Annotated in this window: 14 protein-coding genes and 1 pseudogene; 8 read left to right on the forward strand and 7 right to left on the reverse strand. The window is 60.1% G+C overall.

The genetic code is table 11. The annotated features are described in order from the left end of the window. Positions 1-250 precede the first annotated feature (250 nt). Positions 251-580: a nucleotidyltransferase domain-containing protein gene (locus VB739_RS05845; protein ID WP_323356170.1), complete on the forward strand. Its 330-nt coding sequence runs from the start codon at positions 251-253 to the stop codon at positions 578-580. Next, positions 573-911 (forward strand): HEPN domain-containing protein, encoded by a 339-nt coding sequence (locus VB739_RS05850; RefSeq protein ID WP_323356171.1) that lies wholly within the window; start codon positions 573-575, stop codon positions 909-911. The genes VB739_RS05845 and VB739_RS05850 overlap by 8 nt, the downstream gene beginning before the upstream one ends. 88 nt (positions 912-999) lie before the next feature. On the opposite strand, the gene VB739_RS05855 is transcribed toward VB739_RS05850, so the two are convergent. The 3 genes from VB739_RS05855 to VB739_RS05865 are packed head-to-tail and all read right to left on the reverse strand — an operon-like array spanning position 1,000 to position 2,276. Beyond that, on the reverse strand, positions 1,000-1,332 hold the full coding sequence (locus tag VB739_RS05855) for a DUF86 domain-containing protein (RefSeq protein ID WP_323356172.1): 333 nt from the start codon (positions 1,330-1,332) through the stop codon (positions 1,000-1,002). Next, the gene (locus VB739_RS05860) at positions 1,332-1,619 is read right to left on the reverse strand and encodes a nucleotidyltransferase family protein (protein ID WP_254951794.1); all 288 of its coding nucleotides are present in this window, start codon (positions 1,617-1,619) and stop codon (positions 1,332-1,334) included. Before VB739_RS05860 ends, VB739_RS05855 begins: the two co-directional genes overlap by 1 nt. 42 nt (positions 1,620-1,661) lie before the next feature. Continuing rightward, a complete protein-coding gene (locus VB739_RS05865) occupies positions 1,662-2,276 on the reverse strand; it encodes a DUF3427 domain-containing protein (RefSeq protein ID WP_416233305.1) in 615 nt (204 codons plus the stop codon). A 98-nt stretch (positions 2,277-2,374) separates the two neighbouring features. On the opposite strand from VB739_RS05865, the gene VB739_RS05870 reads away from it, so the two are divergent. Both VB739_RS05870 and VB739_RS05875 read left to right on the forward strand, forming a co-directional pair. Further along, positions 2,375-2,617 carry a hypothetical protein gene (locus VB739_RS05870; RefSeq protein ID WP_037981546.1) on the forward strand — a complete coding sequence of 81 codons (243 nt, stop codon included), beginning with the start codon at positions 2,375-2,377 and terminating at the stop codon, positions 2,615-2,617. Next, positions 2,601-3,041, forward strand: a complete 441-nt coding sequence (locus VB739_RS05875; protein ID WP_323356174.1) for a putative toxin-antitoxin system toxin component, PIN family — start codon at positions 2,601-2,603, stop codon at positions 3,039-3,041. The genes VB739_RS05870 and VB739_RS05875 overlap by 17 nt, the downstream gene beginning before the upstream one ends. 14 nt (positions 3,042-3,055) lie before the next feature. Here the strand turns inward: VB739_RS05875 and VB739_RS05880 are convergent, their stop codons facing one another. Both VB739_RS05880 and VB739_RS05885 read right to left on the reverse strand, forming a co-directional pair. Further along, the gene (locus VB739_RS05880; protein ID WP_323356175.1) at positions 3,056-4,822 is read right to left on the reverse strand and encodes a DUF3427 domain-containing protein; all 1,767 of its coding nucleotides are present in this window, start codon (positions 4,820-4,822) and stop codon (positions 3,056-3,058) included. A gap of 34 nt (positions 4,823-4,856) precedes the next feature. Then, a pseudogene (locus VB739_RS05885) lies at positions 4,857-4,967 on the reverse strand (hypothetical protein); the annotation flags it as partial. Between the two features lie 374 nt (positions 4,968-5,341). Between VB739_RS05885 and VB739_RS05890 the strand changes: the two are divergent. The 4 genes from VB739_RS05890 to VB739_RS05905 are packed head-to-tail and all read left to right on the forward strand — an operon-like array spanning position 5,342 to position 10,863. Beyond that, complete coding sequence (locus VB739_RS05890; protein WP_323356176.1) at positions 5,342-7,048, forward strand: hypothetical protein; 1,707 nt, start codon at positions 5,342-5,344, stop codon at positions 7,046-7,048. A 4-nt stretch (positions 7,049-7,052) separates the two neighbouring features. Next, on the forward strand, positions 7,053-8,102 hold the full coding sequence (locus tag VB739_RS05895; RefSeq protein WP_323356177.1) for a hypothetical protein: 1,050 nt from the start codon (positions 7,053-7,055) through the stop codon (positions 8,100-8,102). Continuing rightward, the gene (locus VB739_RS05900) at positions 8,099-8,821 is read left to right on the forward strand and encodes a DUF6339 family protein (RefSeq protein WP_323356178.1); all 723 of its coding nucleotides are present in this window, start codon (positions 8,099-8,101) and stop codon (positions 8,819-8,821) included. The genes VB739_RS05895 and VB739_RS05900 overlap by 4 nt, the downstream gene beginning before the upstream one ends. Then, positions 8,821-10,863, forward strand: coding sequence for a DNA cytosine methyltransferase (locus tag VB739_RS05905; protein ID WP_323356179.1), 2,043 nt, complete (start codon positions 8,821-8,823; stop codon positions 10,861-10,863). Before VB739_RS05900 ends, VB739_RS05905 begins: the two co-directional genes overlap by 1 nt. A gap of 12 nt (positions 10,864-10,875) precedes the next feature. On the opposite strand, the gene VB739_RS05910 is transcribed toward VB739_RS05905, so the two are convergent. Further along, positions 10,876-12,699: an ATP-binding protein gene (locus VB739_RS05910; RefSeq protein ID WP_323356180.1), complete on the reverse strand. Its 1,824-nt coding sequence runs from the start codon at positions 12,697-12,699 to the stop codon at positions 10,876-10,878. Positions 12,700-12,867: 168 nt separating this feature from the next. Beyond that, the gene (locus VB739_RS05915) at positions 12,868-13,257 is read right to left on the reverse strand and encodes a DNA mismatch endonuclease Vsr (protein ID WP_323356181.1); all 390 of its coding nucleotides are present in this window, start codon (positions 13,255-13,257) and stop codon (positions 12,868-12,870) included. Positions 13,258-13,296: the final 39 nt, after the last annotated feature.

Here is a 13,296-nt window from a genome sequence, read left to right on the forward strand (position 1 = left end):
ACAACACCTACAGACCGCATTCGGCTCTTCAGGGGCGTACGCCACTGGAAGTCCTCCAGCAATGGAAAGCGGCCTGATCACCCCACCAGCTCTCATAGGAACTGGACCACTGATGGGGGTCACGTCACGTGCCGCCGAGCAGGGCGCGGTAGCGCAGGTCGAAGCGGTGGCAGGAACACGATGGCGCTCTCGGTGGGCCGCAGGAACAGCATCGTGGCCTGCTCGTTGAAGCTTCGCGATGATGAAGCCCATGACCACCACGCCGACACCTCTGGTGACCCGCGAGGCGCTGCTGGCCTTCACGCAGCGGCTGGTGGAGCGCTACGCCCCCGAGAAGGTGATCCTGTTCGGTTCCTTGGCCCGTGGTGAGGGGCGCTGGGATTCCGATGCCGACATCCTGGTCGTGATGCCCTTCGAGGGACGCCACCTGGCCAAGATCCGTGAAATGCGTCGACTCTGCAAGGCACTATTTCCCCTGGATCTCCTGGTCCGGCGGCCCGAGGAGATTGAGGTTCGCTACCGGGGGGGCGATCCGGTCGTGCGCGAGGCGCTTGATCATGGCGAGGTGCTGCATGGTTGAACCCTGGTCCGCCGTTCCGGAGTGGATAGCCAAGGCCGAGGGCGATTGGGAAGCCATGGAGATACTCCTGACCAGAAACACACCCGGCCTGCGTGATGCGGTGGTGTTCCACGCCCAGCAATGTGTGGAGAAACTGCTTAAAGCCCGGTTGATTCAGCTGGGGCAGACGGTCGACAAGATCCATGATCTGGCCGCCCTGTCCCGCCAGCTGGAAGCTGTGGATGGCCAATGGCGCTGGGACGGTGAGGAACAGGCAGATCTTGTGCAGATCGCCAGCAAGCTCAGGCAGGCCCTGAGGATCCTGCTTGGCCCAGAACAGCAGGAAGATTGAACAAAACGACTGATGTCGTTGGAGCTCACACAGCCAACGCCAACTCCGGCACCAACCCCGCCGGAATCGCCCGCTGTGGTTGTCGGCCTCAACTCTGATTGAGGATCGCGTCAATCTGGCGACGGATCTCAGCGAAGCGCTGATAGGCCATCCAGACCTCTTCAAGATCCACTTGGTCGTAGGCGTGAATCAGGTCATCTCGCATCCCTGCCATGGCCCGCCAGGGCAGAGCGGGGTGAAGACGGCGGAACTCAGGACTGAGACGCTTTGTGGCCTCGCCAAGGATCTCAAGGCAACGGATCACAGCATCCTGGAGATAAGCCTTAGCGAGGAATGTCTCTTCGTTGTCAATCGGGTAGCCGAGAGACCGATCCAGCACGCCTCGGATATCGACCAGAGCCTGTCGATCTCTCGCGTCCATCACAGGGGGATGGCTTCGGCTTCCACCGTGGCTTTGAGTTCGGGCTTGAGGTTGCGGCGGCGGATCAGATCCACCCGGGTGAGCAGTAGATCCTCAAGGGCCGATTTCAGCTCGACACGGTCAAACAGGCTGGCGCCGGCCGGAAGGTCCACGAGCAGATCCACATCGCTGCTTGGCGTGGCCTGATCCCGCGCCACGGAGCCGAACACGGCCGGATTGCTGGCGCCATGGCGTGCGAGCAGTTCATGGAGCTGGGGGGCCAGTTGCTGCAGCTCGGCGAGACGCATGGGCGCTCCAGGCCTGTCGTGCGCTGAGGGATACGGGACACGCTAAACCGCCAACGCCAACTCCGGCACGAACGCCGCCGGAATCGCCCTCTGCAACCGCCAGCGGATCGCCATCGGCCGCTCGCCCTCGTGGCTCACGTAATCCGCGAACCCCAGACAAAGAAACGGCAGCGTCACCCCACCGCGCCTGTTCTCCTCCCGCACGAACAGCATCACCCGGCTGCCGCGCTCGACGTGGTGGATATAGCGCTGACCGGTGGATGAGGCTTCCCGGGTGAGGCTCTGGCTCTCCCAGTGGAACTCCCACGGGGAGATCGCGTAATCGTTGTAGCGAGTGGTGGGGGAGAACAGGCGCTCGGACTTCTTGAGGGTGATGAAGAACACGTCGCATTGGGTGGCTTCATCGAAGAAGACTCCCTCACGGCCGGGGAAGGGGTGGGCCTCGTTCAACAACCCAAAGGCGGCGAACACCTCGGCGCGGGAGTAGCGGCCGTGGAGTTGGAGGGGGATGGGGGACGGATCGGCGCGGTCCCAGTCGAGCGGCGTCACCAGGTGGTCGGTGCGCTCGATCAGCAGCGCGAACAGCTCCACCAGTTCGGCGCGGAGGTCGGCGGCAGCCCAGAGCCGGACGAGGGCCTCGGCCAGGGGCAGGTGCAGCCGTTCAGGCGGCGGATCTGCCCGCGGCGGCCTGTGAGCTGTACCTCTGGGTGGAGATGCCGGCTACCCTCAGAGGCAAGCATGGTTGGGGTGCACCCTTGACCACCATCGAGATCACCCTCCCTGATGCGCTAGCGGCGGAAGCCAGCGGAGCTGGTCTGCTGGCGCCAGAAGCGATCGAGCGCCTGCTGCGGGACAAGCTGGCCTCAGACCGCATTGTCCGTTTGCAAGACGCCAGGGCTGCTCTTGCTGCTGACCCGCCAGAGGTTCTGACCCGGCAAGAGATCAACGAGGAGATCAGCGCTTACCGCAAGGGGCAACGACTTGCGGCTGGTTCTTGACACCAACACGGCTCTCTCTGCCCTGATCTGGCAGGGAGTTCCCGGGCAGCTCATGGATGCGGCCGTTGTTGGGCGGGTTCAGCTGATCAGTACCGTTCCTCTCCTCGCCGAGTTGGAAGGCGTGCTGCAGCGTCCGAAGTTCAGAGAGCCCATTTATCGGCTTGGTGTGAGGATTGCCGATCTGTTTGATGGCTATGCCGCCCTGATTGAGCGCGTGGAACCTGCTGATCTGGGAGGTCCCGTCAGTAGGGATCCCGACGACGATCAGGTCCTGGCTGCGGCCGTTGGTGGCCTCGCCGATCTGATCGTCTCTGGCGATGACGACCTCTTGGCCTTGGGCAATTTTCAAGGGATTGCGATAGTTCTTGCCAGGGAGGCCACGAGGCGCCTGCAGGAACCAGAGGGCCAATGGGATAAGCCTTGATCAGCTCCACGCCCTCAAACCGCCAACGCCAGCTCCGGCACGAACGCCGCCGGAATCGCTCTGTGCAACCGCCAGCGAATCGCCATCGGCCGCTCGCCCTCGTGGCTCACGTAGTCGGCAAAGCCCAGACACAGAAACGGCATCGTCACCCCGCCGCGCCTGTTCTCCTCCCGCACGAACAGCATCACCCTGCTGCCGCGCTCAACGTGGTGGATGTATCTCTGCCCGGTGGCGGACGCTTCCCGGGTGAGGCTCTGGCTCTCCCAGTGGAACTCCCACGGAGAGATGGCGTAGTCGTTGTAGCGGGTGGTGGGGGAGAACAGGCGCTCGGACTTCTTGAGGGTGATGAAGAAGACGTCGCACTGGGTGGCTTCGTCAAAGAACACCCCCTCCCGGCCGGGGAAGGGGCGAGCCTCGTTCAACAGCCCAAAGGCGGCGAACACCTCGGCGCGGGAGTAGCGGCCGTGGAGTTTGAGGGGAACGGGGGGCGGATCGGCGCGGTCCCAGTCGAGCGGGCTCACCAGGTGGTCGGTGCGCTCGAGTAGCAGCGCGAACAGCTCCACCAGCTCGGCGCGGATCGCGGGGGCGGCCCAGAGCCGCCCCAACGCCTCGGCCAGGGGCAGGTGCTGGCGGCCGCTGCCCCACAGCTGGGCCATCAGCATGCGCCAGCTGCGTTCCGTCTCCGGATTGAAGCCCGCTGGGTCCGGCGGCGCCGGGCGCTGCAGCTGATCCACCAGCCAGCGCAACCGCTCCGGGTCGTCCAGATGCAGCAGGCCGCCGGCGATCCCCCGCCCCAGCCGCTCCTCGTCGCCGCTGGCCGCCCCGGCACCCCACCCCAACTCCCGCTGCAGCAACGCCCACGACCCCGCCACCCGATAGAACTCCCCCACCTCCATCCCAAGCCCCTCCAGCAACCCCGCCAGCGAACAACGCCCGAGGCGGCGGGCTTCGGCGAGCAGCTGGGGCCGGCGCGTGGGCAGCGACTCGCGCAGATTGGCCAGCACCCGCTCGCTGGACACCCGATCGAGCTGCAGGCTGCAGCCGGCCGGCAGGAAGGGAAACCCGTCTTTGATCTGTTGCTCCAGCTGGTCGCGCGTGCCGCCGAGCAGGGCGCGGTAGCGCAGGTCGAAGCGGAAGTTCCGGTGCGCCTGGCCGATGAAATCCAGCACCGTGAGGCAGCTCTTGCCCCGGCAGAGACGCAGACCGCGGCCGAGCTGCTGCAGGAACACGATCGCGCTCTCGGTGGGCCGCAGGAACAGCACCGTGTCGATCTCGGGGATGTCGAGGCCTTCGTTGAACAGATCCACGGCGAAGAGGATCTGCAGCTCGCCGGAGCGCAGGCGGCGGATCTGCTCGGCGCGCTGCTCCCGGGGGCTGGAGGCATCCAGGGCAGCGGCGCGCAGGCCGGCGGCTACGAACTTGCGGGCCATCCAATGGGCGTGCTCCACGCTCACGCAGAAGCCCAGGGCCCGCATCGAATCCAGGTTGGTGACTTTGTCTGCGAGTTCGCGCGGGATCAGGCGCAGGCGGGCGTCGTCGGCGGTGTAGAGGTTGGACAGGGCTTCGCTGGCGTAGCCGTTGCGGCGCCACTCGATCTGCGAGAGGTCGGTGCCGTCGTGGAGGCCGAAGTAGTGGAAGGGCGTCAGAAGGCCCTGCTCCAACGCGCTCCAGAGGCGCAGCTCGGCGGCAATCCGGCCATCGAACCAATGGAGGATGTCCTCGCCGCCGGTGCGCTCGGGCGTGGCGGTGAGGCCTGGCGGCGGTGGCGTGGTGGAACTCATCGACGATCACCACGTCGAACGTGTCCGGCGCCAGGTCCGCCGGATCCAGCCCAGCGAGCGACTGCACCGAGGCGAAGACGTGGCGCCACTGGCTGGGACGCTGGCCATCCACCAGCAGCTCGCCGAAGGAGCCATCGCGCAGCACCTGGCGGAAGGTGGCGAGGCTCCGGAGGTACGGCCCGCTGAAAAGGTGGCACTGAATACAGGAGAGCAGTACGCCTGTTCTCTAGGATCACTTCGGCACTGCATCTAGTGTGCACGGGACTTCAGAGCGCTATGGCTGCCCCCCTGACATGGGTCTCAACCCCTGCTCTCGGCCAGGGCAGATCGAGCGGTGGCAGCGCGGCTGCCGAGCTCTTCGAGGGTGGTGGAAGCCAGCGTCGTCGATCTCTCCTCGAGACTCTCGTTCGTGAGATCTGTCAGAACAGCACTGATCAGCGGATCGGTCGAAAGGCCGCCGAGGTCTGTTTCGACCTGATCCTTCTGCGAGGAGATGAGCGCGTTGCCTTTCTCTCAGCCATGAACTGGGAGTCGCTGCGCCCGCATCTGGCTTCTGTGAAGGGGGCCGGGGGAGCTGCCCTGACGCTCCGTGCCGGTATCGACGCCATGGAGGCCGAGACGCTCGTCTGTCTCCGGATCAGCGACAGCGGCACGGCGGGGTTGACCGGAGATGACTGGGACGAGGAAGGAAACTTCCGCCGTCTCTGTGTCCAGAACTTCTCGACTGGGGAGGAAACAGGTCGTGGCGGAAGCTTCGGCCTCGGCAAGGCTGTGAGCTGGATGCACTCCCGCCTGCTCACGGTGCTGTTCACCTCCTCCGTCCACGGGATGGAAGACAGGGGGCTGCGGGTGTTCGGCCGCAGCGAGCTGCCCGCCCATGAGCTGGGTGGAGAAGCTTTTCTTGATGGCGCCTACCTCGGGGTGGCAGCGGAACGGGATGGGATCCCTGTGGCCCTGTCCGACTGGCGTGAGGCAGAGGCAGCCAGCCCGCTGCAGCTTGATCGCGCCGGCCTCAGGGGTTCCGGCACATCACTTCTGATCCCGGCATTCCATGAGCCTGATCGAGATGATGTGGGTAGCTTGGGGATTCGTGAGCCTGAGGAGCTCTGCCGCGATCTCACCGACGCTGCAGCAAAGTGGTTTTGGCCCGCCATCAGCTGGGGTCGCCTGAAGGTGCGCTCCCGTGTGCTGGCCTCCGGCGAATCTCGGGCCAGTTTCGAAAGCAGGGCTGAGGTGAGTGGGCTTTGGGCTCCCTTCCTCGCGGCCTCCCGGGCGGAACCCGCTGGAGAGCCGGCGCTGGTGCCCGGTGATTCTGCTGCCACCGACATCACCGGATTCCCCCTGCCCAGCCGTATCCACCCCGAAGACCGACCCGAGCTGCTTCACCCGGCTTTGGAGACCATGATCAGGGTCGGGGTGACACGTGTCTCCCCCAGTGAGGCCTGCCTCCCCTGCCGGTCCACGATCGCCATGATCCGTGGCGCCGGGATGGTGGTGGACTATGCCGAAGGGCTACGGCTCCAGGACGGAGGCAGTTACTGCGCGGTCGCCCTTGTCGGATCCGCGCTGCTTCACACGTTTCCATCCGAGGCGCTGGAAACCTGCAGAGAATTTGCAGGAGATGCCGAGGAATATTTCCGTGCCGCGGAGCCCGTCACCCATGACGATTGGATTCCCACCACACGCAGGTTGCGTGAAAGTTACGACTGGCGAGGCTCGGCTGGCCGGCTCAGGGGTCTTCGGGCTGAGATACGTCAGCTTCTCCAGCTTCGCCTCCTCAGTGCCGATGAGCCTGCACCGGATGCAGGCCCCGAACTTCTCATGCGAATGCTGAGCCTTGGAGAAGGAGCCGCGCCGGTTTCCTCCGCCACAAGGGGAGAGAAGCCACGATTGGAGGTGCGTGTGGATCGCGAAGGATCATGGTTTGATCCGCAACGGGGTGGCTGGGCTGTCCAGGGGGAGTTGATCCGCTACGGCTGCGATGACGATTCTGTGACGGCCGGGCTGAGTTTCCGCAGCATCGCCGATTCCGGCCAGGGTGATTCGTGGCGAATCTCCGGGCTTGAAATTCACGGCTCTCAGAAGAACCTCACCATGACAGACACCGATGGCCGTCGTTTGGTCTTTTCCGTGGCGCGTGGGTTTTCTTCCGTTCCTTTTCGCTGTCTCGTGTCCCCCCCCGCGGGTGTCGATCCGGCGCTGACCGGTTTCCGTCAGGGAGGTTGATCCAATGGAATTCCTTCCCTGGCGAACTGTTGATCTCGATGGGGCCTTCCGCGTCACGGCTCCTGAGAGCATCGCTGAAGAAGTTATTCAGGAGGTCAGCAATGCTGTCACGTTCCGATTCCGTGGTGATCTCAGTGATGTGCGGCTGGAGGTCCTGCTCACCCCCCCTTGGGGCTGGGAGGAGTGCTTCCTGCCTCACGAACAGGATGATCCACCCGCCCAGTTTCTCTGCAGACTGATCAGTCGCTCCACCGGCCGTCGCTTGGTGGTCCCCTTGGAATCCGATGGCCTGGGTCTGTGGTTTGCGGATATCGCGTACACAGCTCTGCTCGATGGTGAGGAGATCCGCGCCGAGGCCCTGCTCGTGCGGACCGGTGAGCCTCAGGCATCGATGGATGGTTTCGGCTGCAGGAGGGGGCAGATCCTCGGCCGCAGCAGAATTCACACCGTTCGATTCTCCGGTCGTCCACGTTCCGCAGAACCTCTCTTCCACTTGCGCTGGGAATCGTTCCCTTCCGGAAACAGCCAGCAGCTGTTCCGGATCCTCCCCGGTGAACCACCCACGATCGAACTGAACGCGGCCGTGAGCGCTCCACTGCGACGGCTGCTCATGAGCCGCTCGCGTCGGCGGAACGGCGGAGCCCTGCTGCGCGATGCGCTCTTCAGCTCCGTCTGTGCCACTGTCTGGCCCGTGCTGGTTTCCACAGCACTCCACGAGCTCGAGACCATTGCCTCAGCGGATCCTGGTGCCACGCCCGAGGAGGCCATTGATCAGCTGGGCAGCTGGCAGAGGCGTCTGCTGGCACTGTTTGCGGCAGGGCTGGCCGGTGTGGATCTTGAACCCCATGCCGCGCTCCCGCAGCTTGTCCTTGAACTCAGGCGCCCTGGGGGCTTCATGGCCCTCATGCTGAGGTTGCCTGCCCTGATCCAGCAGGAGACCAGGCTGGTCAGGCTGGCCGAGTCGATGGCGGAGGGGGCTCATCTCCCACTCGACACTGACATTTCCGGCACAGCCGCTGAAATCGCACCCATTGTGGGGGTGGACGTGGCATGAACAGCTTTCTCCAGAGGCTGCAGTGCCCCGTCAGCGAGCAGGGCTTGGTCGAGGCCCTGCGAAAGTCAGGCGAGTTGCCCGTGAGCGACCTTTCCAGCCGGGTGGACCTGAGCCGGTTGGATCAGACTGTCCGGGAGGCGATCGCTTCAGGTGTGAAGGAGTCGGCGCTTGATGCCTTCCTGGTCGAACCCCTTCACCTCACTCTCCGCGGTATGGGTGAGGCCCTTCGAACGGACATGCGCATCTGGCACTGGCTCACCGTGGTGCACTACCCCGAGCTGGTCTGGCTCCGATGGAGGGGTTCGGTGCCTTCTGATCCCGAAGAGGGCTTTGTGCTCGGGAACGGCCGAAGGCCGGTGCCCGCCGTGCGTTTTCTGGGCACGGCCTCGATCAATGGTCATGGCCGCAATACCTTTGCCCGCCTCTTTTTTGCGGCCGATCGTCTGATAGGCACAAGTGGCAACGATTATGATCTCGTCCGGAGGCTCTTCAGCAGCCAAGAGCTTCATCTTGGTCTCAGTGACCGCGAATACGGTCTGCTTCCCCATGTGAACCGCGTTCTCACCCGCAGACTTGCCGATCTGCCGGATCAACAGGTGAGAGCCGGTGTGAGGAGCCTCAACGCTCTTGGCGGTTCAATCTGTCTCGATCTTCTGGGTGAGGAGGAGATTGAGCGGCTGGTGTCTCCCGATCCCGTCCAGGCTTCCTGCAGATTGTGATGGCGAAATCAACTGTTGTTCAGGCAGATCCTCACCGCTTGAAGGCGCTGAAGGGCCCTGAGCAGAGGCTGGAGGCGCATCCCGAGGCCTGTGAGCTGGATGCACTGCCAGCGCATGTGCGCAAACTGAACGGCAACAGACCACTGGCGGTGGATCTGTTCTGCGGTGCCGGAGGGCTGAGCCTCGGCTTGCATCGCGCCGGATTCGAGGTGATCCTGGGGGCAGACATCCGGCCGGATTCAATCGCCACCCACCGTCACCACTTTGGGGGATGCTCCCACAAGGGTGATCTGAGTGATCCGGAAGAACTCCAGAGGATCATTCTGCAGCTCAACCGCTGCGGAGACATCGCACTGGTGGCTGGAGGACCACCCTGCCAGCCTTTTTCCCGGAACATCCGCTGGCGCAAGCACGACGAGGATGTGGCTGGACAGCACTGGGAACTGAACAGCAGTCGGAGGGAACTCTGGGAATCTTTCATGACTGTGGTGGAAGATGTGAGGCCTAGGGCCTTCCTCATGGAGAACGTTCCCGACATCGCCCTTACGGGCGACCAGGAGATCTTCAGAAGTGTGGTGAGCCGTGCAGAAGCGTCCGACTATCGCGTCCATGCCCGGATCGTCTATGCCTGGGAGTACGGCGTGCCGCAGCTTCGGCCCAGGTTGTTCATCGCCGGGACCCGCATCGGCTACAGCTCACCGCTGCAGTGGCCCGAACCCGAATACTCGGATCAGGGTTCGGCGCCATCATTGATGGATGCCATCAGTGATCTGCCTCCCCTTGAGGGTGACTGGTGGGAGGAGTGGCAGACGCGTGAGCACTATGACGGCCCGTCCACCGCTTATCAACGGCTGATGCGCGACTGGTTGCCGGTGGAAAGGAAAGAGGTGTATGACCACATCACTAGAAAGGTGCGTGAAGACGACAAATGCACCTTTCAGTTGATGCGATCCACCGGCAAGAAATACCACGAACTGGAGGATGAGCATCGGCGGTATCAGGTCACGAGTCGGGCCCAACGAGAGGGCCGCATTCAGAAGGAGAGCGGCAAGGAGCACAGCTTCGGCAACAAGTACAACATTCTCAGACCAGATGAACCTTGTATCACCATCACGGCGCATATGTCAAAGGATGGCTACTGGTACATCCATCCCTCGCAGATCCGCACGCTCTCCATACGTGAGGCAGCGAGGGTTCAGTCTTTTCCGGATGGCTTCCGGTTTCACGGCACACCCTCCAACCGGTTTCACCAAGTGGGGGAAGCGGTCGCCCCGTTGGTGGGCCTCGCACTGGGGAAGGCACTTCTCAGGGCTGTTGATGACTCTGAAGCCAGCAGCGACTGGAGGCAGCCGGAGGATATCCGCACAACCTTGGTCTGCTGGTACAGCGCTGAACCAGGGAGATCACAGCTCCCATGGGCGAGACAGAAAGAGAACGGCGATGAGATTCCTGAGGTTCTTCGTGCCTGGCGGGTGTTTCTTGGAGAGCTGATTGTGGCGTCGATGAAGCCCGCCCAGCAGCAGCAGTTCTGGAAGAGACTTCAGAGCCGCTGGCCTGATCATGAGGCATTCCTTGCAGATCCAGAACACAGCAGGCGCCGTGCTTTCCGCAGCCTTCAGCTTGAAAGATTCGAACATCTCCTTCACCAAATCGCCATTGAACTGCAGGAAAATCTGCCTTGGAGTGAGTGGGTGCGTCGAGAACTCGATGGACTGGGTCGCGACAGGATCAGACAGTGTCTAGCCATGGTCGGTATCACAGAGGATCGATCTTGCAGTGTCGGCCTTGGTCGAATGGTGGGACGAGTGCTTGCGATTGATGATCTAGTACACAGCTCATCAAGACAACAAAGAGAGCTTCACCTTGGTCTCATGTTAGGAGAAGATTCTGAGGGGAGGGTCTACAGGGCAGCCGTAGCCTTAGCAGAACGTTGGTGCGGCGTAGAACCAGTATGCGATGGAAACAGAGGCACCGATGAAGAACCTTGCCCACTAGCGAGCTGTTGCGCGTTCAACATGGGCGCTGTACGGCCAATCGGTTGATTTTCGCGCCATTTAGCATGGAGCTGCAGCAGCATTGGAATTATGTCGGTCAATAAACTGTCGAATCAGCATAACTGGAATGGGTTCGATTCCTTCAATTGGAATAACGAGAAGGTGGGTTGCCCCTTCTAGGCTTCCCGAACCTACTGCGCAGTTATCGTCCAAGGAAAAGCCGGCTTCGGCTAGCTTAAGCTCGTTTGCATCCCAGGCAACAAGAAGATGTATTGACATTAAGTGCTTACTGTCTTCTCTTAGGTCGTCGATTAATTTTTCTAGCTTATACTTGAACTCAATTACAAGCCTTAGTGGCTCTTCTCCGTGGCCCAAGGCATATAAAGCCCTTACATCATAGCGTGCGCTATATCCAGTAGTAATCGTCTGATATCGTGTTAAGATCTTGGCACCAATTAGTTCATGAAAAACTGCTGCTACAGCAGCCTCTTGGGCTCCAGGTTGTTTAAGATAAGAGATGGCCGGGAAACGCAAGTCCGGAAGTGCCAAAGCTTCTTCCCACTCTCTCCTTTCTTGTGCTTCACGAGCTGCTCTCGTATCTTCAGAAGGCCTTGGTTTTATCCGTGCGTCACCTTGTTGAAATCTTGCAAGAATGGCTAGGTCGGCAAATAGTCGGGAAACGGCACGCTCGAATCTACGACGATAGTGATGGTTGATGCTCTTGCGCCCCATATCAAAGGGTAACTGATCTGACTCGGCAACAAAATAACAGCGCTTATAGTATGCTGGATATTGGTGGCCAGATGTGGGAGCTGAAATGTCTATACCAGTAGGCATGCCTTTAGTTGCTATGTTAATCGTGCTTCGAAAAAGAGCTGAATCTTGATCGAATACTTCTGATTCCCCAAGTAACTGTAACGGATTGCGCGATATCGCCTCGAATGCGTTATTGCCGGGAAGCATTATCCCGTACACCTTCACTAGCCATCCATCTTGATTATATTCTTTGTGTGCCCATATCACCTTGTCCCAGAAAAATCTATGCCTTGCTTCATCAGTGCCTCGCCTGGCAAATACATTCAGTGCTGCGTCAAGAGTTAAGACAGATCCAGGTGCGAGCATTTCATGGGGCAATGGATATAAAGAAGGAAAGGCAATCTTGATGGGAGGGTCAGAGGACGAAACGTTATACTCAAGATACACAGTAAATTCTGGAGATGTAGATTCATCGTGTAGGCATGTTGTTACCCCGCAAGCCGTTTTGGTTTGCAAGAGAAAAACTAGCTGAGGTAGAGTTAGATCAAAAATATTGATTTCATTCGATCTAGGCGCCAAGCCCTTTAGCACCATCAAGCAATATGACGAGGTGTCGTAAGCTTGATTTTCAAATGAATAATTGTTGCCAATTGACTCGGTAACACTCACTGCTTGGTACTCTGGCCTTGTCGCAGCATGAGTGCCTTCGGCATTCAACCACCCCTTAGCATTCTCGACTATACCAGCGAATTCTGGCGTTGATGTCGTCCTACTTTGAATAAAGAAATTATTGCTTGAAAATAAGGCAAAAGTTAGGCCAACACCCTTTTCCCCAACCTCATTTTGCTGAGCATCCTTGTCGCTTCCGCCTGGGGCCAATATTCTTTCAACTAATGCAGGGCTAAGCCCTGTTCCATTGTCAAGCACTTTAATGCTATTCTCTTCCTTTGAAAAAACAATGTTCACGAAAGAAGGACCCGCATATCCATTGTTTCTTCGACGTGTTATCGAGTCTCTGGAATTCTGCAGTAACTCGGCAAGTATGTCCCAGTAATGATGATAGCTATCCCTTATGCCTTTCAGCTCTCTCCTAATTGCATCATCGGCGCGTGTGTTTAGAAAATCCATGCAAGGCAAAGTGGAGCAGGGCCTTCTATTGCGCCATCATGCTAGCTTGAGGTTTGATCGTGTCAAGTAGGCAAATCTGCAAGATATTGGTTATGTCTCGGGAATAAATCGGTAGGGAACTGCCTCACGCGGCATGATTGAAGAAATGAGCTACGGTGTGACTCATGATTATTTGAAGCCAAGGGATTCCGTTAGTCTTGTTTCAAGGGAGGCGAGGTCCCTGGTTTGGCATTCCCAAACAACGAGTACTCGCCAAGTGGCAGTTGTCAGCCCAATCCAGTTCTTCTTGTCTCTATCTATATTTTGGTGAAACTTGTTGTCCCAGAAAGTCCAATTCGTCTTCGGATTCGTTGTGAATCTGCAGCCAGGATGCCGGTGCCAAAAGCACCCGTGAACGAAAATCACCGTCTTGTATTTCGGTAAGACAATGTCCGGAGTACCAGGAAGATCGCGGCGATGCAGACGAAAGCGATACCCAAGGCGGTGCAGCATTTTCCGAACCGCAAGCTCCGGTCTCGTGTTCCGCCCCTTGATCGCAGCCATGTTGCGGCTGCGCATCGGTGAAACAGAATTCTGATCTATCGGAGCATCGCTACG

The organism is Cyanobium gracile UHCC 0281 (assembly GCF_034931305.1).
Taxonomy (GTDB): domain Bacteria; phylum Cyanobacteriota; class Cyanobacteriia; order PCC-6307; family Cyanobiaceae; genus Cyanobium; species Cyanobium gracile_A.

What these genes read in the sequence shown, in the direction of transcription:
- VB739_RS05905 (WP_323356179.1), top strand. Translation starts at nt 8,821, where the DNA reads ATGGCGAAATCAACTGTTGTTCAGGCAGATCCTCACCGCTTGAAGGCG.
- VB739_RS05895 (WP_323356177.1), top strand. Translation starts at nt 7,053, where the DNA reads ATGGAATTCCTTCCCTGGCGAACTGTTGATCTCGATGGGGCCTTCCGC.
- VB739_RS05845 (WP_323356170.1), top strand. Translation starts at nt 251, where the DNA reads ATGACCACCACGCCGACACCTCTGGTGACCCGCGAGGCGCTGCTGGCC.
- VB739_RS05850 (WP_323356171.1), top strand. Translation starts at nt 573, where the DNA reads ATGGTTGAACCCTGGTCCGCCGTTCCGGAGTGGATAGCCAAGGCCGAG.
- VB739_RS05855 (WP_323356172.1), bottom strand. Translation starts at nt 1,332, where the DNA reads ATGGACGCGAGAGATCGACAGGCTCTGGTCGATATCCGAGGCGTGCTG.
- VB739_RS05880 (WP_323356175.1), bottom strand. Translation starts at nt 4,822, where the DNA reads ATGAGTTCCACCACGCCACCGCCGCCAGGCCTCACCGCCACGCCCGAG.
- VB739_RS05890 (WP_323356176.1), top strand. Translation starts at nt 5,342, where the DNA reads ATGAACTGGGAGTCGCTGCGCCCGCATCTGGCTTCTGTGAAGGGGGCC.
- VB739_RS05910 (WP_323356180.1), bottom strand. Translation starts at nt 12,699, where the DNA reads ATGGATTTTCTAAACACACGCGCCGATGATGCAATTAGGAGAGAGCTG.
- VB739_RS05900 (WP_323356178.1), top strand. Translation starts at nt 8,099, where the DNA reads ATGAACAGCTTTCTCCAGAGGCTGCAGTGCCCCGTCAGCGAGCAGGGC.
- VB739_RS05915 (WP_323356181.1), bottom strand. Translation starts at nt 13,257, where the DNA reads ATGCGCAGCCGCAACATGGCTGCGATCAAGGGGCGGAACACGAGACCG.
- VB739_RS05860 (WP_254951794.1), bottom strand. Translation starts at nt 1,619, where the DNA reads ATGCGTCTCGCCGAGCTGCAGCAACTGGCCCCCCAGCTCCATGAACTG.